This window comes from Citrobacter sp. Cpo032 (genome assembly GCF_030332975.1).
Taxonomy (GTDB): domain Bacteria; phylum Pseudomonadota; class Gammaproteobacteria; order Enterobacterales; family Enterobacteriaceae; genus Citrobacter; species Citrobacter portucalensis.
The window spans coordinates 213,971-236,970 of sequence record NZ_JAOWGU010000034.1 but is presented as its reverse complement, the minus strand read 5'-3'; the positions used below and the strand labels follow the sequence as shown (position 1 = coordinate 236,970).

The 23,000-nt window shown below is 50.1% G+C and carries 20 protein-coding genes and 1 tRNA gene; 11 read left to right on the top strand and 10 right to left on the bottom strand.

All coding sequences use genetic code 11. The features are described from left to right. The first annotated feature begins 144 nt into the window (after positions 1-144). The 5 genes from cusR (at position 145) to OGY33_RS03140 (ending at position 4,484) form a co-directional block, all read left to right on the top strand. The gene (gene cusR / locus OGY33_RS03160; RefSeq protein WP_048226190.1) at positions 145-828 is read left to right on the top strand and encodes a copper response regulator transcription factor CusR; all 684 of its coding nucleotides are present in this window, start codon (positions 145-147) and stop codon (positions 826-828) included. Further along, positions 818-2,269 carry a Cu(+)/Ag(+) sensor histidine kinase gene (locus OGY33_RS03155; RefSeq protein WP_128317225.1) on the top strand — a complete coding sequence of 484 codons (1,452 nt, stop codon included), beginning with the start codon at positions 818-820 and terminating at the stop codon, positions 2,267-2,269. The genes cusR and OGY33_RS03155 overlap by 11 nt, the downstream gene beginning before the upstream one ends. A gap of 125 nt (positions 2,270-2,394) precedes the next feature. Continuing rightward, the gene (locus OGY33_RS03150; protein WP_048214749.1) at positions 2,395-2,721 is read left to right on the top strand and encodes a PcoE/SilE family metal-binding protein; all 327 of its coding nucleotides are present in this window, start codon (positions 2,395-2,397) and stop codon (positions 2,719-2,721) included. A 372-nt stretch (positions 2,722-3,093) separates the two neighbouring features. Beyond that, on the top strand, positions 3,094-3,597 hold the full coding sequence (locus tag OGY33_RS03145) for a hypothetical protein (protein ID WP_008784020.1): 504 nt from the start codon (positions 3,094-3,096) through the stop codon (positions 3,595-3,597). A gap of 83 nt (positions 3,598-3,680) precedes the next feature. Beyond that, entirely contained in the window at positions 3,681-4,484 is an 804-nt protein-coding gene (locus tag OGY33_RS03140) for an MBL fold metallo-hydrolase (protein WP_149607755.1), read from the top strand. A 69-nt stretch (positions 4,485-4,553) separates the two neighbouring features. On the opposite strand, the gene OGY33_RS03135 is transcribed toward OGY33_RS03140, so the two are convergent. Together OGY33_RS03135 and OGY33_RS03130 are read right to left on the bottom strand one after the other, a co-directional pair. Then, a complete protein-coding gene (locus tag OGY33_RS03135) occupies positions 4,554-6,998 on the bottom strand; it encodes a trimethylamine-N-oxide reductase 2 (RefSeq protein WP_191238780.1) in 2,445 nt (814 codons plus the stop codon). A gap of 20 nt (positions 6,999-7,018) precedes the next feature. After that, positions 7,019-8,113 (bottom strand): NapC/NirT family cytochrome c, encoded by a 1,095-nt coding sequence (locus tag OGY33_RS03130; RefSeq protein ID WP_191238781.1) that lies wholly within the window; start codon positions 8,111-8,113, stop codon positions 7,019-7,021. Positions 8,114-8,643: 530 nt separating this feature from the next. Between OGY33_RS03130 and uspF the strand changes: the two genes are divergently transcribed. Next, positions 8,644-9,072 (top strand): universal stress protein UspF, encoded by a 429-nt coding sequence (uspF, locus tag OGY33_RS03125; RefSeq protein WP_003831130.1) that lies wholly within the window; start codon positions 8,644-8,646, stop codon positions 9,070-9,072. A 55-nt stretch (positions 9,073-9,127) separates the two neighbouring features. Here uspF and torD read toward each other — a convergent pair whose 3' ends face one another. Genes torD through torC form a run of 3 tightly spaced genes read right to left on the bottom strand, consistent with a single transcriptional unit; the run spans position 9,128 to position 13,447 of the window. After that, positions 9,128-9,742: a molecular chaperone TorD gene (gene torD / locus OGY33_RS03120; RefSeq protein ID WP_103015047.1), complete on the bottom strand. Its 615-nt coding sequence runs from the start codon at positions 9,740-9,742 to the stop codon at positions 9,128-9,130. Then, positions 9,739-12,279, bottom strand: coding sequence for a trimethylamine-N-oxide reductase TorA (gene torA, locus OGY33_RS03115; RefSeq protein ID WP_191238782.1), 2,541 nt, complete (start codon positions 12,277-12,279; stop codon positions 9,739-9,741). Before torA ends, torD begins: the two co-directional genes overlap by 4 nt. Continuing rightward, positions 12,269-13,447: a pentaheme c-type cytochrome TorC gene (torC, locus tag OGY33_RS03110; RefSeq protein ID WP_003831126.1), complete on the bottom strand. Its 1,179-nt coding sequence runs from the start codon at positions 13,445-13,447 to the stop codon at positions 12,269-12,271. The genes torA and torC overlap by 11 nt, the downstream gene beginning before the upstream one ends. Positions 13,448-13,578: 131 nt before the next feature. Between torC and torR the strand changes: the two genes are divergently transcribed. After that, entirely contained in the window at positions 13,579-14,271 is a 693-nt protein-coding gene (gene torR / locus OGY33_RS03105) for a two-component system response regulator TorR (RefSeq protein ID WP_020996565.1), read from the top strand. On the opposite strand, the gene torT is transcribed toward torR, so the two are convergent. Then, positions 14,244-15,275: a TMAO reductase system periplasmic protein TorT gene (gene torT, locus OGY33_RS03100; RefSeq protein WP_191238783.1), complete on the bottom strand. Its 1,032-nt coding sequence runs from the start codon at positions 15,273-15,275 to the stop codon at positions 14,244-14,246. The genes torR and torT overlap by 28 nt on opposite strands. An 82-nt stretch (positions 15,276-15,357) precedes the next feature. On the opposite strand from torT, the gene torS reads away from it, so the two are divergent. After that, positions 15,358-18,123, top strand: a complete 2,766-nt coding sequence (torS, locus tag OGY33_RS03095) for a TMAO reductase system sensor histidine kinase/response regulator TorS (RefSeq protein ID WP_191238784.1) — start codon at positions 15,358-15,360, stop codon at positions 18,121-18,123. Between the two features lie 37 nt (positions 18,124-18,160). Here torS and OGY33_RS03090 read toward each other — a convergent pair. After that, positions 18,161-18,237 (bottom strand) — tRNA-Arg (locus OGY33_RS03090). A 39-nt stretch (positions 18,238-18,276) separates the two neighbouring features. After that, positions 18,277-18,456: a hypothetical protein gene (locus OGY33_RS03085; protein ID WP_191238785.1), complete on the bottom strand. Its 180-nt coding sequence runs from the start codon at positions 18,454-18,456 to the stop codon at positions 18,277-18,279. A gap of 34 nt (positions 18,457-18,490) precedes the next feature. On the opposite strand from OGY33_RS03085, the gene fimW reads away from it, so the two are divergent. The 3 genes from fimW (at position 18,491) to fimZ (ending at position 21,412) form a co-directional block, all read left to right on the top strand. Continuing rightward, complete coding sequence (fimW, locus tag OGY33_RS03080; RefSeq protein WP_008784010.1) at positions 18,491-19,084, top strand: fimbria biosynthesis transcriptional regulator FimW; 594 nt, start codon at positions 18,491-18,493, stop codon at positions 19,082-19,084. A gap of 386 nt (positions 19,085-19,470) precedes the next feature. Continuing rightward, positions 19,471-20,193: a fimbria biosynthesis regulator FimY gene (fimY, locus tag OGY33_RS03075; RefSeq protein ID WP_191239030.1), complete on the top strand. Its 723-nt coding sequence runs from the start codon at positions 19,471-19,473 to the stop codon at positions 20,191-20,193. Between the two features lie 586 nt (positions 20,194-20,779). Then, positions 20,780-21,412, top strand: a complete 633-nt coding sequence (gene fimZ / locus OGY33_RS03070) for a fimbria biosynthesis transcriptional regulator FimZ (RefSeq protein ID WP_003831119.1) — start codon at positions 20,780-20,782, stop codon at positions 21,410-21,412. Between the two features lie 49 nt (positions 21,413-21,461). Here fimZ and sfmF read toward each other — a convergent pair whose 3' ends face one another. Continuing rightward, on the bottom strand, positions 21,462-21,956 hold the full coding sequence (sfmF, locus tag OGY33_RS03065; RefSeq protein WP_103015051.1) for a fimbria assembly protein: 495 nt from the start codon (positions 21,954-21,956) through the stop codon (positions 21,462-21,464). Between the two features lie 34 nt (positions 21,957-21,990). Further along, a complete protein-coding gene (gene fimH / locus OGY33_RS03060) occupies positions 21,991-22,998 on the bottom strand; it encodes a type 1 fimbria D-mannose specific adhesin FimH (protein WP_048214757.1) in 1,008 nt (335 codons plus the stop codon). Positions 22,999-23,000 lie beyond the last annotated feature (2 nt).

The following is a 23,000-nucleotide window of genomic DNA, read 5'->3' as shown; positions in this document are numbered from 1 at the left end:
TAGTCTTGTACTTTAACGAAGTGACTCTGTTTAACCGGTGACAGGAAAATGACAAAACTGTCATTTTCCCAATAACAGATTGCTATCCGATCCCGCTTCCCTAGAATTGAAAGTCCGCACAACCAGTGCGAGAAGGAGAATGCGATGAAGGTTTTGATAGTCGAAGATGAGAAAAAAACCGGTGAATACCTGACAAAAGGCCTGACGGAAGCGGGTTTTGTCGTGGATTTAGCGGATAACGGCCTGAACGGGTATCACCTGGCGATGACCGGCGATTACGACCTGCTCATACTCGACATCATGCTGCCGGATGTAAACGGCTGGGATATCGTGCGGATGCTGCGTTCCGCCAACAAAGGAATGCCCATTCTTCTCCTCACCGCACTGGGTACCATTGAACATCGGGTTAAAGGTCTGGAATTGGGTGCTGATGATTACCTGGTTAAACCGTTTGCCTTCGCGGAACTGCTGGCACGGGTCAGAACGCTGCTGCGCCGGGGCGCTGCGGTGATTGTTGAAAGCCAGTTTCAGGTCGCGGATTTAATGGTCGATCTGGTCAGCAGGAAAGTCACCCGCAGCGGTACGCGCATCACCCTGACCAGCAAAGAGTTTACGCTGCTTGAGTTTTTCCTGCGCCATCAGGGGGAAGTTTTACCCCGCTCACTGATCGCCTCCCAGGTCTGGGATATGAATTTTGACAGCGATACTAATGCCATCGACGTCGCCGTTAAGCGTCTGCGCGCCAAAATTGATAACGATTTTGAGCCGAAACTGATTCAGACCGTGCGCGGTGTGGGATATATGCTTGAGGTTCCTGATGGCCAGTAAACGATGGCGACGCCCTTTTTCGCTGGCGACACGACTGACCTTTTTTATCAGCCTGGCGACAATTGCTTCATTTTTCGCCTTTGCATGGATAATGATCCACTCCGTGAAAGTCCACTTCGCCGAGCAGGACATCAACGATTTACAAGAGATTAGCGCCACGCTGGAGAGGATTATTAACCAACCCAACGAGCCAGAATCACGCCGCCTGGAAACGCTAAAAAATGTGGTGTCGGGTTATTCGAACGTCATTATTTCTCTGGAAGATAGCAACCAGAAGGCCATTTTCCATTCGCCCAATGCGCCGGATCTCCGGCAGTTTATCGCCAGTGCAAGGCCGGATAAAAATGCTCATGCCAGCGATGTTTTTATTATCTCAGGCCCCACACTGCAAACCTCCAAACATATCCACGGACAGAAAACATCGTCTAACTGGCGAATGATTCGCCTGCCGGTAGGACAACTTGCCGATGGAAAACCAGCGTATACGCTGTATCTGGCATTATCGATCGACTTTCATCTGCACTATATTAACGATCTGAAAAACAAGCTGATTATGACAGCATCGCTGATTAGCATGATGATTGTTTTTATCGTGTTGTTCGCCGTATACAAAGGTCATGAACCGATTCGTAACGTCAGTCGTCGCATCCAAAATATCACCTCGAAAGATCTCGATGTACGCCTCGATCCGCAAGCTGTTCCTATTGAACTGGAACAACTGGTGAGTTCGTTTAATCACATGATCGAACGCATCGAAGACGTATTTAAACGCCAGTCGAACTTCTCAGCGGATATTGCCCATGAGATCCGCACGCCAATAACTAACCTCGTCACCCAAACGGAAATTGCGCTCAGCCAGACCCGCAGCCAAAAAGAGCTGGAAGATGTGCTGTATTCTAATCTCGAAGAGTTTGGCCGTATGTCGAAGATGGTGAGTGATATGCTGTTTCTGGCGCAGGCGGATAACAATCAGCTGATCCCAGAAAAAAAAGCGCTCAATCTGGCTGATGAGGTCGGTAAAGTGTTCGACTTTTTCGAAGCCTGGGCTGAAGAGCGTGAGGTTGGTTTACGGTTTGAAGGACGCGCATGCTGGGTTTCAGGCGACCCATTAATGTTACGCCGGGCAATGAGTAATCTGCTGTCAAATGCCATGCGCTATACGCCAAAAGGCGAGTCGGTAACCGTACGGGTGAAAGAGGCGGATGGCCAGGTGCAGATAGTCGTTGAGAATCCCGGAAACCCCATTCCCCCGCAACATCTTCCGCGACTCTTTGACCGCTTTTATCGAGTGGACCCTTCACGACAGCGTAAGGGCGAAGGCAGCGGCATTGGTCTGGCGATTGTGAAATCAATTGTGACTGCCCATCAAGGAAAAGTCTCGGTGACTTCCGACCCTCATGCCACTCGCTTTATTCTGACGCTGCCCAAGCACGCGATTTAATTTATGGTGATGACGCTTATACCCGTCATCACCTGTTGTCTGACACAACCGTCATAATCCTGTCACGCCACTGACAGCCCCTATTAATTATACTTTCTTCCGTAAACCCAAACAGGAGAAATATGATGAATAAGATGTCCTCTTTTTTAGCTATCGCGTTTTTTATTTCAGCTGGCGTTAATGCGGCAGAAACACCCAAAATGCATCAGCAGGCCGCAATGGCTCATGAAATGATGAATAACAGCGACGCTCCTGCACATCAACAAATGGCACAAGCACACGCCGCGCAAGCAAATAATTCATCGTCAATATCAACCAATGCGAAATCATTTTCACAAATGAATGAACATGAAAAAGCGATGGTTGTTCACCAATCGGTAAACAACGGCCATTCATTTGCTCATGAGGTACAGGCCGAGCAGCACCGCGCGCAGATCTCCACTCAGGGGTAAAGACGAACTATATTGACAACGACATCCATAAATACGCGAAGTTTGAATATTGTGGACTACTCTCCCCACGCGGGCCTGTTTATATACAAGCCCGCGTCCCACTTCATCGTTAATGTCAATATTAATAATTTATTAAATCCTTCTTCTAAAAGTGAATACATCTTAGTTCTCTACCCGGGTTGTATAAAATAAGTAAATAAACGGCTTGTTTTGTTGCGTATTACAGCATTCATCACCCCACCCTAATTATAAATTAGGATTCCCCCTGGTATGCTTCATTAATATTTAATGGGAGACTGCCGTCGTCGTAAACATGACAGTCCAAAAGTTCGTATGCCTATAAATAAATTTAATGATGATAGTGAGTAAAAAATGAATAAACGTCTGCTAACCCTCCTGGTCCTTGGCCTGACAACTGCCACAACAGCATGTGCAATTACCCCGGCAATGCAGAAAAAGTATGAACGTTCAGGTTGTACACAGATGAGTGAACTCAATGGCTGCGATGTGAATAAATCCTATCAGTGGAACCGCGATCATGGCTTTATTGAGAACAGCAACGGCCAGCAGAATCGTCATCATCATGGTGAAAAACAGCAAAATACCACTAACACGGATAACCACGATAATGCCGGTATTGATGGCAAATTCAGCGGAAATTACGTAGCCAAATTTGCCAATGGTCAACGCAGTGTTGATATTCACGTCGAAGATTCCGGCGTTTACGTCAATGGTAATGAAGTGCGTGACGTAAATACCTATAAGGATACGATGACCTTCCGTGTCGGCTATGCCACCTATACGATTAAAACAAATGGTCACGGTAGCTGGAATGACAGCGATGCAGGAAACGCAGGCAAAATTGTGCGTGAATAACGGATAACGCTAAAGAGCGCTGAGATCACAGCGCTCTCAAAAGCGATGCATTACAGTATGCCGTTTTAATACGGGAGTCAGGCATGGCTTTAACCCTCACGGTGCTGCTTGAAAACCGACGCGCTGCTGGCGCAGAAAAATCAATACTGGCCAAGCCTGGATTAAGTCTGTTAGTTCAGGATGAAACAACCACCATATTGTTTGATACCGGGCCGGATGGCAGCTTCATGCACAACGCTGCACAAATGGGCGTGGACCTGACCCAATTAACCGCCGTAGTGCTGTCGCACGGTCATTATGATCACTGCGGCGGCGTGCCATGGCTTGCGGATAACAGCCGTATCATTTGCCATCCCCAAATAGCCTGCGAACGGTACGCCTCAGTTACGGTTGCGGGAACACCACGAAAAATAAAAAAACTCTCGCGTGATAACAACTACTCTCGATTCATAATGGAATACACCCGCGAGCCGCTGGCTATCAGCGATCGCTTTTTGTGGTCCGGGGAAATCAGTGTCCCCACGCCACAGTCCTATGGCGTGATTAGCGAGAAAACACTCCAGCCAGATTACATCAGTGACGAAGGCGTATTGATCTATAAATCTGCACGCGGGTTAGTCATCATTACCGGTTGCGGGCATCGGGGAATAGAAAACATCGTACGCCATTGCCAGAAAATCACCGGGGTTAACAAAATTTATGCCCTGGTCGGTGGGTTTCATTTACGCGCCGCCTCCCCCGCTAAGCTATGGCGGACTCGACAATTTGTTCAGCAACAACAACCCGAAAAACTGCTCGGCTGTCATTGCACCGGTTCGTGGGGGCGATTGTGGCTACCGGGAACTGACGCCCCGGCAACGGGAGATGTGATTGTGCTGGCTGAGTAACAACAGTAAAAAGCAGCCCAAACAGCAATAAAAAACGGGAGCCTTACGGCCCCCATTTATCAGTCATCACTACATGGTGACAATTGCTGGCTCATCAAAGACGGTGAGTTTTGGCGCTTCACCGGTGTATTTTTCTGCGTATACCAGGCTGGTATTCCCGGCACAGCCGTTCGCCAGTCTTGAAGTCGGGATATCCGCCGTCAGCACGTTCGCGCCGCCATTTTTACAGATACCGTTTTCAATATCCGGCCATGCGCCTTCATGAATACAGATGATGCCCGGTTTGATGCCGTCGCTGACGTGCGCCCCAACCAGAACCTGTCCACGAGCATTCCATACGCGGACCAGATCGCCCTCGGCAATCCCTCTGGCTTTTGCGTCATCCGGATGAATCGTCACCGGTTCACGATTGGCAATCGCGTACTCTTTACGTAGCGACGCGTAGTTCAGCTGACTATGCAGACGATGTGCCGGGTGCGCCGTCAGTAGCTGCAGCTGATCTTTATCCGCAGTTCCTTTCCATTCATCCGGTTCAATCCAGGACGCATGCGGCGGACAGTCTTTATACTGATAGCCTTCAATCGTTTTCGAGTAGATTTCTATCTTGCCGCTCGGCGTTCCGAGTGCGTTCATCACCGGATCGCTGCGGAAATCCGCGTAGCGCACATATTTGTTATTCTTTTCATTCTCACGCATTTCGATCAGTTTATTCTGCTGCCAGAACGCGTTGAACTGAGGCATGGCAACACGCTGGGCGCGGGCGGCTTTTTGCGCGACGTCATAGAACTGCTTCAGCCACGCCATTTCATCTTTGCCTTCGGTGTAGACAGCTTTCCCCCCCGGCTTGAGCATCTCAGCCAGATCGGCAAAGACGTCAAAATCACTACGCGCTTCAAACTGCGGCTCAATGACCTGCTTCATCGGTACCAGATGCTGGTTACTGTAATCACCGGTCATGGTCAGATCGTTACGCTCAAACGAGGTGGTGATTGGCAGAACGATATCGGCGTGTTTGGCCGCAGCGGTCCAGTAGCATTCAGAGATGACAACCAGTTCAGGCTTCTGCCAGGCTTTGATTAAGCGGTTGGTATCCTGATGATGGGTAAAGTTAGCGCCGCCCGCCCACCAGATCATTTTGATATCCGGGAAGGTTTGCTCTTTACCGTTATGTTGATATTTGCCGCCTGGGTTTTCCAGCGCCTCGACAATTCTCGCTACCGGCAGGCTGGTCACCGCATCGGAAACCGCCCAGTCATTACCTGCCGATGACCCACCCTCAATTTTGGCGGAGATCGCCGGTAAGACTCCACCGATGCGCGTTGGATTACCGCCGTTGGAATAGTGATAAGAGAACCCGAAGCCGCCGCCTTCGGTACCAATTTGCCCCAGCATCGCCGCCAGAGTCACCAGCATCCAGTGTTTTTGCTCACCGTATTGCTGGCGCTGAATCCCCCAACCTGCCATGAGTATGGTTTTGTTGCTGGAGAAAATTTCCGCCAGCTTTTCCAGTTGCTCAGCAGGCACGCCACACACGCCAGATGCCCACTCGGCGGTTTTCTCTACTTTATCGCTCTTGCCGAGCAGGTACTCTTCAAACTGCGGATATCCGGTAGTGTATTTTTCCAGGAAGGCTTTGTCGTGAAGGTTTTTCTTCACCAACGTATGGGCAATCCCTAACATCATTGCCACATCGGTCCCCATATGTGGCGCAATCCAGGTCGCATTATCACCAAAGAACTCGATAGTTTCAGAACGCATCGGATCGATGGCGATGACGCTTTTCCCTGATTTCTTCAGCAGATTAAAGTATTCGATCCCTTGTTCATCCGTGCTGCTCCAGGCAATCTTAAGGGTGTTGAGCGGGTTCATCCCCCACAGCACCACGACCTGACTGTGCTCAAGCACCATCGGCCAGGTGGTTTGCTGCTCATAGACCTCAACCGATCCCACAACATAAGGCATGATCACCTGCGCGGCACCGGTTGAATAATCTCCGGTATGCCCAGCGTAGCCACCGGCCATGCTCATATAACGTTGCAGTAAGGTTTGCGCCTTATGCAGAACGCCGCTGGATCGCCAGCCATAAGAACCGGCAAATATCGAAGCGGGACCATAGCTGCTGCGGATCCGGCTGTGCTGTTCATGAATGAGCTTCAGCGCTTGCTCCCAGCTGACCCGCACGAAAGGATCGTTACCGCGTTTGCCATCCGCTTTACCCGGGTTTTCCAAATAGCTTTTGCGCACCATCGGATACTTAACGCGGATATTGGTATGAACCTGATCTGGCGCAGTTTGCTGTAATGAGTTCGGCACCGTTTTCGGCAACGCACCTTTTGAGGAAACCACTTTTCCGTCTTTTACTTCCACGTATACCGCACCCCAACGTGCTGCCGTCAGGATTGCTCCGCCATTCTGGCCTTCGGCCCAGGCTGGCATTGGGATCACCGAAGAAATCGCCATTGTCCCGGTTGCCGCGCCAGCCGTCTTAATAAAGTCACGTCTTGTGAGTTTCATGATTTCTCCTGATTGATCGCTTATTTATTCATGTCTTTAGCGTTGTACTGGAAGTAACGGCTCAGGATATCCAGTTCGGTTTCACTGATATTGGTGCGAGCGCCCATCCCTTTGGCTACTGAAGGCCAGGCGTTGAGCGTGAAATGATTCGCCGGAATTGGCGCATGACAGCCTGCGCAGTACACATTGTCGAGTTTGCGCGCGTAATCCCACATTGGTTCGCGGCTGGCGAGAGCGGAACCGCTCCATTCCCCCTGTAGCACGACATCTCGCCACGCATTGCCGTAGTCATCTTTTTTCCAGTCGGAGAGGATCTTCAGCGACTGTTGACCTTTTTCACTCAGGCTGGCAAGAATCAAACGCTGCCCTGCTGCGTAGTAAATAACCTGTTCACTTCCTTGCATCTGGCTACCGCGAATCTCGACCAGTCGCGCGTTGTCCGTTGTTTTCAGGACCTGCATTTTAGTTGCCGGGTAAACGGTTCCCAGATCGCCCAACGCGGTGTTGCTTACAGCATAAAGTTCAGTTGCTGAAGCTGGGGTGGAGGCTGACTGCGCTTCAAGCCCTTTAAGCGCGCTGTCATCCATTTTTATTTCAGGTGGGAAATGGGCGACGCCTTTATGGCAATCAATACAGGTTTGCTTTTCCGCGATGCCCATTTTGTGCATCTTCTGAGCATCCGCGCTTTGTGCGGCAAGATCCATGGAGTCCATACTGTGGCAGCTACGGCAGGTCGCAGAATCATTAGCCTTGAGCTGTGCCCAAACGGTTTGCGCCATCTCCAGACGGTGTTCTTCAAATTTTTCCGGGGTATCGATCTTTTTGGTGATGAACTGATGATAAACATCTTTTGTGGCCCGCAGCTTAGCCACCAGAAAATCCAGACCGCCCTCCGGGATATGGCAGTCCGCGCACTCTGCGCGAATGCCTTTCTGATTCTGGAAGTGAACCGAGCCGGTATATTCTTCGTAGGGCGCCTGCATCGTATGGCAAGACAAACAGAATTCTGTACTCGAGGTTTTATGTAATGTCCATTGCCCCGCCAAAACAATAACTGCGCCAAGAACAATGCACAGCAGCATCGTCCATAGGATAGTTTTATTTATTTTTCTCATCTTTTATTTCCATCAGACGAATACCCTTTTAGAGGTAGACAATAAATATCCTAAAGCAGCTATTTATTGATATTCATCAAGAAAAGAGAGAAATAAGAATCAGCCAATGGGTAAGTTTGAAGGGGCTCGCATAATTAGTGAGAATGAAATGTAAATATAAAATTTCGTTTAAAATTAGAGTTTTATTCTATATGCAAGGTTTGATTATCCATTAACCACACAAACTTCAGAATAAAAACTCTATAAACAGTAAAAGTCGCTGAAGTTAATCCCGCGTTAACACTCGCTATATAATTAAATATACAATGAAAGCATATAAAAAAGAACCCTTTTCTATTTTGCGATTACACGTATTAATGAAGATACCTGTCTTACTATTTCGCTCACATATACATTACGGCCAGACATACGACACACACACATTTCATTGGCCCGAACTGATGCACACATTCTTGATCTGGTCACTTATTATACAGAAACAACTTTCGCTACACTCAGGGTAGAGGTAAAACAAACAGGAGGTAGTGAATATGTATCGCTCAATTCTGGTGCCCATTGATATCTCTGAAGCCGATCTCACTCGTCATGTTGTGCCGCAGGTCCAGGCGCATGCCAAAACCGCGAAGGTCCACTTTTTAGCAGTTATTCCTACCGTTCCGTTCTATGCCTCGCTGGGACTGGCCTACTCTACCGAATTTCCGGACAGAAGTGGTCTGCAGGCCAAGGCCAGCGAAAAACTCGAAGAGATTATTAAGCAGTTCAATATTCCTGCCGGCAGGACACAGACCCACGTTGTTTACGGCCCGCCGAAGGATCAGATCCTCAAGCTGGCGGAGGCGGTTGACGCCGAGCTTATCGTCATCGCCTCACACAAGCCGGGGTTTAGCACTTATTTACTGGGTTCAACGGCGGCAGCCGTAGTCCGCCACGCGAAATGCCCGGTGCTGGTTGTGCGGTGATAAGGTTAAAACGGGAGCGAATGTGCTCCCGTTTTTCTGTGGCTCAGGCCATCACTCAGTTCTGATGATCCAGCCTGACAAATGCCAGCAGCAGCTGGCTCAACGCACCGTAGAAACCAAAGTCATCATATCGGCGGCATTTAGCGGTGAACTCCGGTAACCAGCGTAACAGCCCCGCCAGCGTTTCTCTGCGCAACGCATCAATACGCTGACGGCTCCCTCCTGGCTCACCAAGAGAAAAATGCAGATGACTCAGCAATTCGATAAAAATCGCCAGATGATCGGCTGATTCGCTAAACGTATCGCTTACCTGCATGCCCGTATCAGATAACAGTTGTTTAATGACCCCGTAGTTTGGCCCTTCTTCAAGATGAGCCGACGCATAGGGTAACGCGGCGTGTTTATCCGACATCAGGAACAGGCTGCAAAAATCTGCCGCCAGTTCCAGGGTAGCGTCTTCACGTACCTTGAGCGCGGCAATTTTCGCTTCCAGCAAAAGAACATCCGCCTCAAGCGACGGTTCACCTTTGAGTACGGTGAACCACTCAGTCATTTCGCTGGACTGCAATTGCGCTAATCCCTCACCGTCACGCTCCCGGGAAAACATTTGCGCCAACCATGCATAAACACAGGCCATCTGTTCTGTCGTCAGGGAGGTGTGTTTCATCATGACGTCACCTTCTGTGCCGGGACATATTCACACTGCGCCACCATTTTTATCGGGCCGCTGAACGCCGTCACGTTATCCACCTTACCGGTATATTTCTCAATTTCCACCAGCGTAGTATGCGCACTGGTCGCCTGCGCCAGCTGAGACGTGCCGATATCTAGGGTTAACACGTTCGGATTGCCGTATTTACACAGCGATCCGATTTCTCCACCGTTATCAGGATCGTACCAGGCACCTTCATGGATGCGCGCCACGCCCGGCGAGTAGAGATCGGAGACAACCGCGCCGGCCAGCACTTGTCCACGCGCGTTAAATACACGAACTATATCGCCGTTGCGGATCCCCCTGACGCTGGCATCCTGCGGGTTAATAAACACCGGTTCTTTGCCACCTACCGCGTAATGCTTACGCAGCGCTTCGGACTCGCAGAGCTGTGAGTGCAGACGGAAATCCGGGTGGACGGATTGCAGATGCAGCGGCCAACGTTGCGATCCAGGCCCACCGTGTGAACGTTCGATTTTCTCAAACCACATCGGATGCCCCTGGCAATCGTCATATTGCATATCGGCAATAGTTTTCGAATAGATCTCGATCAAACCGCTCGGCGTCCCCAGAGGTTCAAGGTCGGGATCTTCGCGGAAGGCCTGATGACGGACAAACATCTGCGGATGTTCGAATTCAACGTACTCCTGCTGATTCCAGAAAACGTCGAAAGCCGGGAGATGGACGCCGCGCCCTTTCCCCTGCAGGCTACCTTCCTGCCAGATCCGTTTTAACCAACCCATCTCATCCAGCCCTTCGGTGAACGCTTCTTCACGGTTAAAGCGGCGGCAAAGATCGCGGAAAATATCGAAATCATTACGCGCTTCAAACTGCGGCTGCACCAGCTGCTTCATAGCGATAATGCCGCGGTTGGAGTGGTTGCCATATTGGTCGAGATCGTTACGTTCAAACTGGGTCGTCGCCGGCAATACGATATCGGCGAATCGACAGGTCGAAGTCCACTGATTGTCGATGGCGATAACGGTTTCCAGCTTACGCCAGCCCTCAATAATACGGTTGATCTGCTGGTGACGATGGAACGGATTGGTCCCGGCAAAAACGCACATCTTCAACGGTGGCAGCTTGACGGTTTTACCGTTCCAGTTAATGCTCTTGCCGGGCTCCAGAATCGCATCGATAAAACGCGCGATCGGAATGGTACTGCTGTAGCCCTTATAATCGGTGCTGTCATGTACCGGTGGAACGGTGGTAGAACCAGAAAATCCGCTCAGGATAACGCCTTTACGACCTGGGGTGCCCGCGCCGTTGTAATGCCAGCCAAAGCCAAATCCCCCGCCGGGTAAGCCAATTTGCCCAAGCATTGAGGCCAGCACTACGATCATCCACGCCCACTGTTCCCCATGCTGCATACGCTGCACGCACCAGCCAGCAATAATTTGCGTTCTGCCCCCCGCCATCTGCCGAGCCAGTTCACGGATTGCCTCAGCATCAATCCCGCAGATTTTTTCCGCCCACTGAGCATCTTTAGGCTGTCCGTCACTTTCTCCCAGCAGATAAGGCAGAAATTGCTCAAACCCAACGCAGTAGTTCTCGAGGAAATGCTTATCGTAGAGCTTCTCGGTATACAGCGTGTGTGCCAGCGCCAGCTGTAGTGGCACATCAGCCTGCGGGTTTACGGCGATGTGCTTAACCTTGTCGCGGCCCAGGTAGTCATGAGTCGAGGTGACGACCGGGTCAACGCTGATGACCGAAATCTCGCCCCGAGCCACTTTTTCCTTCAGTTGCTCGTAGTATTCGTAGACATCATGATCCGGGCACCACCAGTTCGCCTGCTGGTTTTTGATAAGGTCAGAACCCCACAGCACAATGGTTTTGCTGTTTTCGAGTACCAGTGGCCAGGAGGTCTGCTGTTCATATACCTCCATTGAACCCACCACGCGCGGCAGAATGACCTGAGCGGCACCGGTGGAATAGTCGCCCCCCGTACTCACACTGTTGCCATGCAGCGCAATGGCACGTGCCAGCATCCCGGAAGCATTGTGGAACATCCCGGTCGATTGCCAGCCGCTGGCCGTTAGCAGCGCGCTCGGACCATAAGTCTTCTGAATGCGCTCCAGCTCCTGATAGAAGAAATCCAGCGCTTCATCCCACGAAACGCGCACAAAGCGGTTATCTCCACGTTGCGAGGTATCGCTCTGATGGCGTTTACGCAACCAGTCCACGCGGACCATCGGGTAGCGAATACGCGCTCCACCATGTACGTGATCCGGGAGTCCGGCAATCATTTTTGACGGGTATTTATCGCGCTCGAACGGCCTGGCCTCAATGAAACGACCGTCAACCACGGTGGCACGAATCGCCCCCCAGTGAGAACCGGTCAGAATCCCCTCTTTGACGCCTGCCCCCTGCACCTCTGCAGCACTAGCGCTACGCGGCGTGAGCAGCGAAGGCCCTAACATACCAGCTACGGTCAAGCCGCCCAGTTGCAGCAAAAAACGTCGGCGCGATGCCTGAAAGAGATCGTTATTTTTCATTGCTTTCTCCCTTATCGCCATGCGGCTTATCCGTAGTGTCAGAGGCATTCATCTGCAAATATTTCAGCAAGGTACGTTCTTCACGTTTATCCAGACTGGTAAATCCAATCATGCCGTTCAACGTGCCAATCCAACCGTTAGCATCAAAGTGTTCTTTCTCTGGTGCACCGTGGCATTGGTTACAGGTTCCGTTATAGAGCGAGTCGGCATAAGCCCAGATAGGTTTGATATCGTTGACCATATCGCCCTTCTGCATCCAGGCAGTGGCCTGCAATTTACTCCATGGCGTATTCGTTTCCGCAACGGTGGTTTGCTCCAGCGTCTTCACGTGCTGCTGGATGTCACCACGAATGGAAGCCACAAAAATGCGCTTGCCCGGCAGTTGCGCCAACACGCGCTGACGCCCATTACTCTCGGTCCAGCCCACAATTTCAATTTGCAGCCAGTCACCATCACGCTTTAACACTTTCACTTCAGAAGCGGGCAGCAGTGAGCCTGCAGGTTCTTTATCACCTTTGGCGGCATAAATAGGTTTGATGTCCAGAGAGTAGAGCGTCTCGCCATCGTCGTTCGCCCTGGCGCGTAACTCATCAAACTGCTTGCGGAAACCGCTGCTCATATCGGGAAGCTGGTGTGCAATACCTTTATGGCAGTCGATACAGGATTGGTTGTCCTTGGCCGCAATCTTCATCTGGCGCGCAGCTTCAGGATGTTGTTTCGCGTGGTCCATCGCATCATAGTCATGACAAGAACGACAGGTCGCGGAGTTGTTCTCCTTCATTCGCGCCCATTCGCGCTCCGCCAGCTCAGCGCGTTTGGCTTCGAATTTCTCTGGAGTATCAATAGAGTGGGCAACAAAGGTTTGGTAAATATCGTTGCTGGCCTCCAGCTTACGTTTCACCATGCCTGGAATATCGGATGGAATGTGGCAGTCATGACATTCTGCGCGCACCCCGGAGGCATTCTGAAAATGCGCAGACTGTTTATATTCTTCGTAAACCGGCTGCATACTGTGGCAGCTCACGCAAAACTCGGTAGAACTCGTTAATTTAATACCAACGTGCGGCAAGACGATCAGCGCAATACCGACCACAATCCCGATAACGACCAGCGCCAACACTGACCAACGTGCGCTCGGTCTGAGCAGCGCCCTCCATAGTTTCCGCATAATAGCCCCTGTAATCATATGGTTTAGTTACAGAGGATCTTATTTCTCAAATGTGAACAGCAACACTGGTCAGGATGAATGGCTTACGGCACAATGTGAACAGATATGAACAGAAAGAGAACGCCATCAAGATGCCGCATCACATTGTCATTGTTGAAGATGAACCCGTCACCCAGGCGAGGTTACAGGCATATTTTGAACAGGAAGGTTATCATGTCTCTGTCACCGCCAGCGGAGCTGGTCTGCGTGAAATAATGTCACAACATCCTGTCGATCTCATTCTGTTGGATATCAACCTCCCGGACGAAAATGGCTTAATGCTGACCCGCGCCCTGCGCGAACGCTCAACGGTGGGGATCATTCTGGTGACAGGTCGTAGCGATCAAATTGACCGGATCGTTGGCCTGGAAATGGGCGCTGATGATTATGTCACCAAGCCGCTGGAGCTACGTGAACTGGTGGTTCGGGTTAAAAATTTGCTCTGGCGTATCGATCTTGCCCGCCAGGCACAGCCGGAGACCAAAGATAACTGCTATCAGTTTGCCGGATACTGTCTGAATGTCTCCCGGCATACCCTGGAGCTGGGCGATGAGACGATCAAACTCACCCGCGCCGAGTATGAAATGCTGGTCGCCTTTGTCACCAATCCGGGGGAAATTCTCAGCCGCGAACGTTTACTGCGTATGCTTTCGGCACGACGGGTAGACAATCCAGACTTACGCACCGTAGATGTACTGATCCGCCGTTTGCGCCACAAGCTACGGGCTGATTTACTGGTGACGCAGCACGGTGAAGGTTATTTTTTAGCGGCCGACGTGTACTGATACAGATAAACCGGACGGAACCCGCCAGGAGACAGCGAGCGTTGAACATGCTGGCTGTCGGCATTTTTCGGGGTGAGCACCAGGATCGGCGGACTGATATTTTCCGGTACCGGTTGCCCTTGTAGTACCCTGATCGCCTGTTGAATCGCCAGTTCACCTTGCCAGACCATCTGATCGCTGGCAGCCATAATGATTCTTTCGCGTTTAAGTCCGCGATACACCTGATGCGACAGGTAAAAAGAGACCACGGTGAGCGACGTCCCCGGATTCCGCTTCTCTCCCATCGCCGCTTCCGCAGCAATTGCCGTACCGGCAACCACATCGACATCCGGGTGACGCTCAAGCATCTCCTGCAACAGGTTGCGCTGAACTTCAATATCATTATCCCCCAACGCCACATCCACGATGTTCACCTGACTACCGGCAATCGCCTGACGGAATCCTGCCACCATTTCGCGGCTACCTCCGGCGTCATCAGGTCCTGGCAATAGCAGAACCTTTAACGGTTTGCCGCCGCTCCACTTGACCAGATAGCGGCCCGGCTGATACCCCATCTGGAACCACGGAACGCCGACCCGAGCTTTCACCGTCGGATCGTGTATCGCATTCACTACCTCAATGACCGGCAACGCGCCTACCTGCGCGGAAAGATCCGGGAAGGTCGTCGTGCTGCTACCCAGCAATATGACATCTGCTCCCCATTGCTGGCACTGGGCGATTTGTGTTTTTTGCGTGGAGAACTGACGATACCCTCCCGCCTCTAACACCTTCAGACTTACCCCGTATTTTCTCGCCGCCTCAAGCATGCCGTAATTCACGGAAAGCCAATAGGAGTCTTTCAGGCTGGGATACAGTGCGCACAGTTTCCAGACTTTGTTTGCAGTAACGTCCGATTGCAGTTCCGGGACTGCCTGCTGCGTATCCTGCCAGCGCAGCAATGCGGACCCGGCCGCATGACTCAAACCGGGAAAAAGCGTGATTAACAGGAAAACCAATACGCGCATGATAGCCTCAACATTGATAAGGCTTTATCCTAGTTGCTTTCCTCTTTTGGACTCAACCTTTTTAATCTGTGGCGACCAGACAGTGAATTTATCTCTGACCAAACGACTGTGGATAGGCTTTGCGCTGATGGCGGCACTGACTCTCATCAGTACGCTGACAGGCTGGTATAACCTGCGTTTTGTCAGCCAGGTTGAGCAGGCCAATACCCAGGCGCTAATTCCAACCATGGATATGGCGCGCCAGCTCAGCGAGGCCAGTGCCTGGGAACTGTTTTCCGCACAAAATCTGACCACCGCAGACAATGAAAATATGTGGCTGGCTCAGGGGAGAATGCTAACCGCCCAGAGCCTGAAAATAACCACATTACTCAGAACCCTTCGAGAACAGGGCTTTGATACTTCTGCCATTGAACAGCAGGAGAAAGAAATCGCCCGGTCGTTAAGCCACCAGGGGGAGATGGTTGGCGAACGCCTGAAATTACGCACTCAACAGCAACAACTCAGCCAGCAAATTATTGAGGCCACCGCCGACGTTGCCGAAATGGCACGCGGACAGGCAAGTAATGCCGCCACGTCGGCGGGTGCGACACAGGCCAGCATTTATGATTTGATTGAGAGCCATCAGGGGCAGGCCGCTGAACACGCGCTGGACAGGCTCATCGATATCGATCTGGAATATTATAACCAGATGAATGAACTGCGCCTGAGTGCGCTACGCGTGCAGCAAATGGTCATGAACCTGGGGAATAACCAGGCGCAGAATAACCTGGCTGCGCTGGAAAACCAGTTGAATGCCGCCGTCAGAGTACTTCAGCGCCGACAAATACGTATTGAAGATCCCGTGGTGCGCATTCAGGTGGCCAACACCGTCAATACGATTAGCCGTTATGTTGAGCTGCTGTCCCTGTATCGCCAGGATAATGACATCACGACCCAATTGCAGATCTTATCGCAGAATAATATCGAGCAATTTACCCGTTTCAGTAGCGAAGTCAGCCAGTTGGTGGAAACCATCGGCCAGCGTAATCAAAGTGGACTGGCGCATCTCAAACAGGCCAGCCAGCGCGGGCAACACTTGCTGCTGCTGTTAAGTGGCGTGTCATTATGTTTGCTGATTCTTATACTTTGGCGTGTGGTTTATCGCTCAGTCACTCGACCACTGGCACAGCAAACCCAGGCGTTACAGCGTCTGCTGGAGGGGGATATTGACTCCCCATTCCCGGAAACCGCAGGCGTTCGTGAACTGGATACCATCGGGCGGTTGATGGATGCCTTTCGCGGCAGCGTTCACGCCCTCAATAGCCATCGCGAACATCTGGCCGCACAGGTTAAAGCTCGCACCGCCGAGCTGCGTTCTATGGTATCTGAACACCGACAGGCCCGTGCAGAAGCTGAAAAAGCTAACCAGGCAAAATCGGCGTTTCTTGCCGCCATGAGCCATGAAATACGCACCCCGCTGTATGGTATCCTCGGCACTGCGCAGTTGCTCTCAGACAATCCCTCCCTGGCACAGCATCGGGAAAATCTACGCGCAATCACCGATTCGGGCGAGTCTCTGCTGACCATCCTCAACGATATCCTGGACTATTCCGCCATCGAAGCCGGTGGAAAAAATGTGGCGATAGGCGATGAGCCTTTTGAACCCAACCCCTTGCTGGAAAGTACGCTTCAACTCATGAACAGCCGCGTTGCCGGTCGCCCGGTCGTGCTGGTTGCGGATTTTGCCGATGATGTTCCCGCTTCCCTGCGTGGCGATCCGCGCCGCATCCGGCAAATCATTACTAATTTATTAAACAACGCACTACGCTTTACCGATCGGGGACACATCATCCTGCGTAGCCGATGTGAGGGCAAAAACTGGTACATCGAGGTTGAAGATACGGGATGTGGAATTGACCCTGCCCGCCAGCACGATATTTTTCAGCCGTTTGTTCAGGTCAGCAGTAAACGAGGTGGAACCGGACTCGGACTAACCATCAGCGCCAGTCTTGCCCAGGCAATGCAGGGAGAGCTGAGCGTCACCAGCACACCCGGCGTCGGGAGTTGTTTCCAGCTGCGTCTGCCATTGCGGGCAACCACGATGCCCATCATGAAACCCGCACAACGCTCCATATCGTTACAGGGCTTACGCTTATTGCTTATCGAGGATAATCCTCTTACACAACGTATCAGTACTGAAATGCTCATCCTCAATGGCGCACAGGTTACTGCTGCCAGCAGTGCCGCTGAGGCGCTAAAAATATTGCAGGAAGATACACACTACAATGCTGCTCTGGTTGATTTCGATCTTCCTGATATCGACGGGATCACGCTGGCACAGCAGTTAGCCCACGACTATCCGGCACTTAACCTGATCGGCTTTAGCGCGCACGTCATCGACGAAACGCTAAGCCAAAGAACCAGCACCCTGTTCCTTGGGATTATTCAAAAACCAGTCCCCCGGGATGAACTCAGTCGACTTATTACGCATTATCTGCACGGTAGTGCGACTCTCCCGCTTGCATCAGAAAATAACAACAAACGGTTAGATTTTCAGCAATTGGCTGGAGATATCCAGGTTATGGGGTGGCAAAAGGTGCACGAATGGTTAGCGCTCTTTAAGCAACACACTCTTCCTGTATTAGATGAGATTGACGCTGCCCGCGCAGCACATGACGACGAGCAGATAAAACGTCTGATGCATCAGCTAAAAAGCAGCTGCGCCAGCATGGGAATGCGCTCAGCCAGCACGATGTGTGCAGCACTTGAACAGCAGCCGTTGGGTGATTTTTCACTCAGAGAGGAGATCCAACAAAGTCTTTATGAGGTAGAACGTTGGCTGGAAAAAGAAAAACCGTCCCGCGCGTAACGGTACGTTGAAGCTGAGCATAGGGACTAACTTTAAATGGTACGCCCTGTAGGATTCGAACCTACGACCTACGGCTTAGAAGGCCGTTGCTCTATCCAACTGAGCTAAGGGCGCATTGCGAAGTGATTACTTCATGCAGATGAAACGCGTGAATTATACGGTCAGCGCCTGCTGAGTCAATGCCTTTTGTTTCAGTTGCTGGCGAAGTGAACGAATGTTGTTTTTTTCTGCTTGTTCAAGGGTATCCAGGAAATCGCCTGGTAACAACTCAGCCCACGAAACGCCAGATTTAGGGATACATGTATTTAGAATATTTATGATTTTGCTTAACATTCCCTTACCCCTCCAGCGGTTCAGGAACTCTTTAATGTTAAGTATCGCCATCAAGGAAGAAAACAGTCACTTCGAACATGGACTAAAAATTATCATCTCCCATTTGGCAAATCAGTGGCATCAGGAGATTTGCTTTTTGCCTGTCGAGGATATTGATCGCGCTGACATCGCGTTTATTTCCCTGGATGAAGATTGGCTCAGCGCCGATTGCTATCAGATTCCGGTCCATACCCGCCGCCAACACCGGGTTGTCATCTGCAACAGAAACGATAAAGATAAGCTGATGTTCCGGCCCTGCCTGTACATGTTGCCACTGATCTATCGGGAAGATGACGTTGAGGAAATGACTAAAAAATTAGTCCTCATCCTGCAAAAACGTGCGCTGCGCAACAACGTGCCCGCAACTATCTGCCATTACTGCACCACTCGCAACTTTTCTATCGAAGAACGTCAGTTCTTAATGTTTCTCGCCAGCGGCTATACCTTAGCCGAAACGGCTCACTTGCTCTCGGTAAGCGAAATTCAGGCTAAAGCCACCCGTCGCAGCATTATGAAAAAGCTGCATGTGAAAAACGATCAGCAATTCTTAAGATACATCCGGGCGCATCTGAACTTTCTACAAAATTAGGTGGCATCTCTCTGCCTGATTTTTTATTGAGAAAAATCTCATCACCAATTAAGTATCGGCACCTACTGTACCTATCTCCATGCTGCCAGAATAATCTTGGCTTACTATTTCCGGGGTAACAGAAAGACACACCCGGTAATATTTTATCTAATCCCATAGAGAGGTTGAACTGGATAAAACGACTTTTTGGGCATTGAGTAAGACATCAGAAAACTTCCGGCAGATTATTCTGATGGGATACGCAATTGCCAGTCTGATGATTGCTGAAGCATTGAAACCCAACAGCACAAGGAAGCTCGCCTTTACGCTGGAGAAAATTTGGGTCAGGGATGTTTATAGCCAGCAATTTATCCAGACCTGCCGCAACAGAAATGGAATGGAAAAGGATGCACAGCGCAAAACGCCGGGATCGACATCGCCGTATACGAAACACTAACTGTACCTGGCAATATCCTCACTACACATCACAGGTATTTGACCAACTTGAGTATCTGACGCAAAAACTCGAATACACATTACCGAGTGACACTATATCTCAGGCGATTATTACGACAGATTACTATCTGGCCTATGCACTGGGTCGACATTTATTTTCAGGAGCACGTACCGCGATCTTCCAGAGCATTGAATCGGCCAAAATCAGCCTGCGAGAGTCGGTAATTAGTCAGTTAGTGGTTGATATGGAAGGTTTAACAATCTCTTATTTTGATGTTCTGGAGTATCTGCGCCAGCTAATTAAACCGCGGAATAACATCCAAATCTTCATATTACTTTCCCGCCACGATGAAGACCTAATCCCTTTTATTTCTCTGTCCGGTCCATTTTATATCTTGTCACGTAGCCTGCGCCTCCCGGAGATGCGCCGCGCTTTATTGTCGCCAGTCCTTAACTATATTCACTCCAGGCACATAAACCAGCTTGATTGGGAGATGGTGGAATTACTCTTACAAGGTAACTCCTTAAAAGAGATTGCTTTGTTACAAGCTCGCCCCTACCACCGTATCATCTATCGCCTGAACCAGCTGATTGCGCGTCTGGGCTTAGCAAACCGGCAGCGTTTTTTGCACCTGATACATCGCCTCAGCGTTACCTCTGCTCATTTAATTTAACACCCTAACCCTATGTGCCATAAGATTTTTTAGGAAATTACTTATTTTTATATGAGATAAAAGATCTAAATTTCACAACTATTTAATATTTACAACTATTCCTGGTATTATGCTAACTTCCACCACCCCAGTAAACCATACTGATTCTGTGCATATCAGCACAAATAGCGTCATTCCCACCTTAACAAATCCTAAACAATTAGTTTATTGTATTGTTTTTACCATTTAAAAATTTTTTTCACTCCGCCATAATTCAAACAGCAGTAAAATAATGCCAATAGTCATTAACACATCTGGATCTTTTAGAACATCCTAACTGACATTAACAACCTGAATGTTGTAAGCCTTTTCCGAAAGAACAGAGCAGGTATAATCCCCATAGTTTTCTGATTAATTGTTAGTTTTCCCAGTGTGAAATGGATTTTCCACAAATTCATTGTTCTGTAGAAGAGCAACCGAATAAACAAGGATGAAATAATATTTATTCGACTCTCCCTCAGAACAACCCTTGGCTATTTGACAATATTATAACGCCTGATGTTTTATAAAATTATCAAGATACGCATACAGTTTGAGGCATACAACAATGAAACCAGCATCCGTTATCATTATGGACGAACACCCTATTGTCAGAATGTCGATAGAAGTACTACTTGAAAAAAACAGTAATATCCAGGTTGTGTTGAAGACCGATGACAGCCGTACGGCAATAGAGCACCTGCGCACTTACCCTGTCGATCTTGTCATTCTGGATATTGAACTACCTGGTTCAGATGGATTTACATTACTCAAGAGAATAAAGTCTCTGCAGGAGAATACTCGGGTGCTGTTTCTCTCCTCCAAATCGGAGTCTTTTTATGCCGGGCGTGCTATCCGGGCCGGTGCAAATGGTTTTGTCAGTAAACGAAAGGATTTGAATGATATCTACAATGCGGTAAAAATGATTTTATCGGGATATTCTTTTTTCCCTTCAGACACCCTTAACTTCATTAACAATATAAATATGAAAAAAGGTGTATTGAATGACATGCCGCTCTCTAATCGCGAAGTTACGGTTTTGCGTTATCTGGCAAATGGCCTTTCTAATAAGGAAATTGCTGAGCAGCTGTTACTCAGCAATAAAACGATTAGTGCTCACAAAGCTAACATCTACGCCAAACTCGGCTTACATACTATCGTTGAGCTGATCGATTACGCAAAAATGCATGAATTAATGTAATAGCACTCCCGGCGAGACTTCGTTCGGGAGCGTTTTATCCGCGCATTGATTAGTTATAGTTAATCATAAATGTGGCATCGGCCCTGGCGAGGCCAGGCTGAACCCCGTCTGCTAACGCGATATAGTTGGCGAAAAAGGTCAGCGTGGCATTGCCGTTCTCATCAATCCCTACGGTTTGGCTGGCCTGCTCGAGCGGTAATCGCGTACGGTCGCTGTCATGCAGTTCGATCGCCACCTTTTGCGCCATCACCGCGTCATCAAGCGCCAGCAACGTCGTACCGGGGGCCGGAGTACCAGAAAACGTTATTGACGCGGATCCCGGCGGGCAGCCTTCCAGCTTCAGCGTAAACGCGACTGGTTGGGTAGTATCCCCGCTGGTCTGTAACTGCTTTGTTGGCCAGGTGCCCAATTCAACCGACTTATTGCTGTCGCTGGCAATCACCGCACAGGTAAAGTCCACCACGTTTCCGCGCAGTTCAATATTGATTTCGCCCAGCGATGAGGACGCATGGCACAACGAGCTGAATGTCAGTATGGGCAGCATCACCAGAAGCGCCCATGAAGTTGGCGTTTGCTTGTTAGTCATAATCTACTCGCAGATAGCCACGGGCAGTAAAAGGCCCTTCGGTAGGTTTATTCCCCGTCACGCTGACCGGCCATGTCCGAATACTCACGTTTGCCGCGGCGTTATCATCCAGTTGAAATGGGATCGTGCTGGACAGATTATTGGGCGTCAGCGGTCTACCGGTTTTGTCGGCGACAATGAACCCTAAGTCAGGATTGTCCGATACCATCATTTGCCCGGAGGCTTTCTCGGCCTCTACCCGCATGGTTAAGTAGGCCTGTGCGGCGACGTTGGTGCATTTTATCGCCACCGTTTTGGTCTGCGGATTAATGCCTTCGGGACGGTTTCCTGCCCCCGCCTTGCTGAACAACGATGCGCCAATATCGCCAAAATCAAACTCGACAATCTGCCCTGCGTTCACCTCACAGTTTTGTGGAACCTCCACCTTACCGCTGTAGCTGATGGTATAAACCGGCGTGCTTAGCGCATCTCCGGTACTGGTCGTGACATAGACTCTGAACATGGTCTGGCGCGGGATCGGCACCATGTTAATAAACGAGCGGATCACTTTGAGTTTAAACACCAGGTTTGAATCCTGTACGCCAAAAGGCTTCTGCTTCGAAACGTTCGAGTCAACGCCCATACGGATATAATTTCGCGGAGGATAAAACAACCCGGCATAGCTGTCGGTGATGCTCATGGCCCCCAGCAGGTAGTCATTGAGCTTCAGATACTGAAAACCACCCTCGGTACTTTGAACCGGAAGTTCAGTGACATAGCTTCGATAGGTGTAATTCACCGTTGTCCCAGCCGGACAGGTGGCATTAACGCCAACCCAGCCCGATTTTTCCGGTAACGTCACCACCTGCCCCGGCTGATTATTGCTGCTGTTAAAGACGTTCGACAGATCGTAAAAAACATCCGTTGGTGTGCCATTCGAGTTTTGGCAGACCGTCGCCCAGGACGAATGAGCCATCAGCAGTAAAGCGCTTCCCAGTAACAAACCTGTTTGTCGTTTCATCG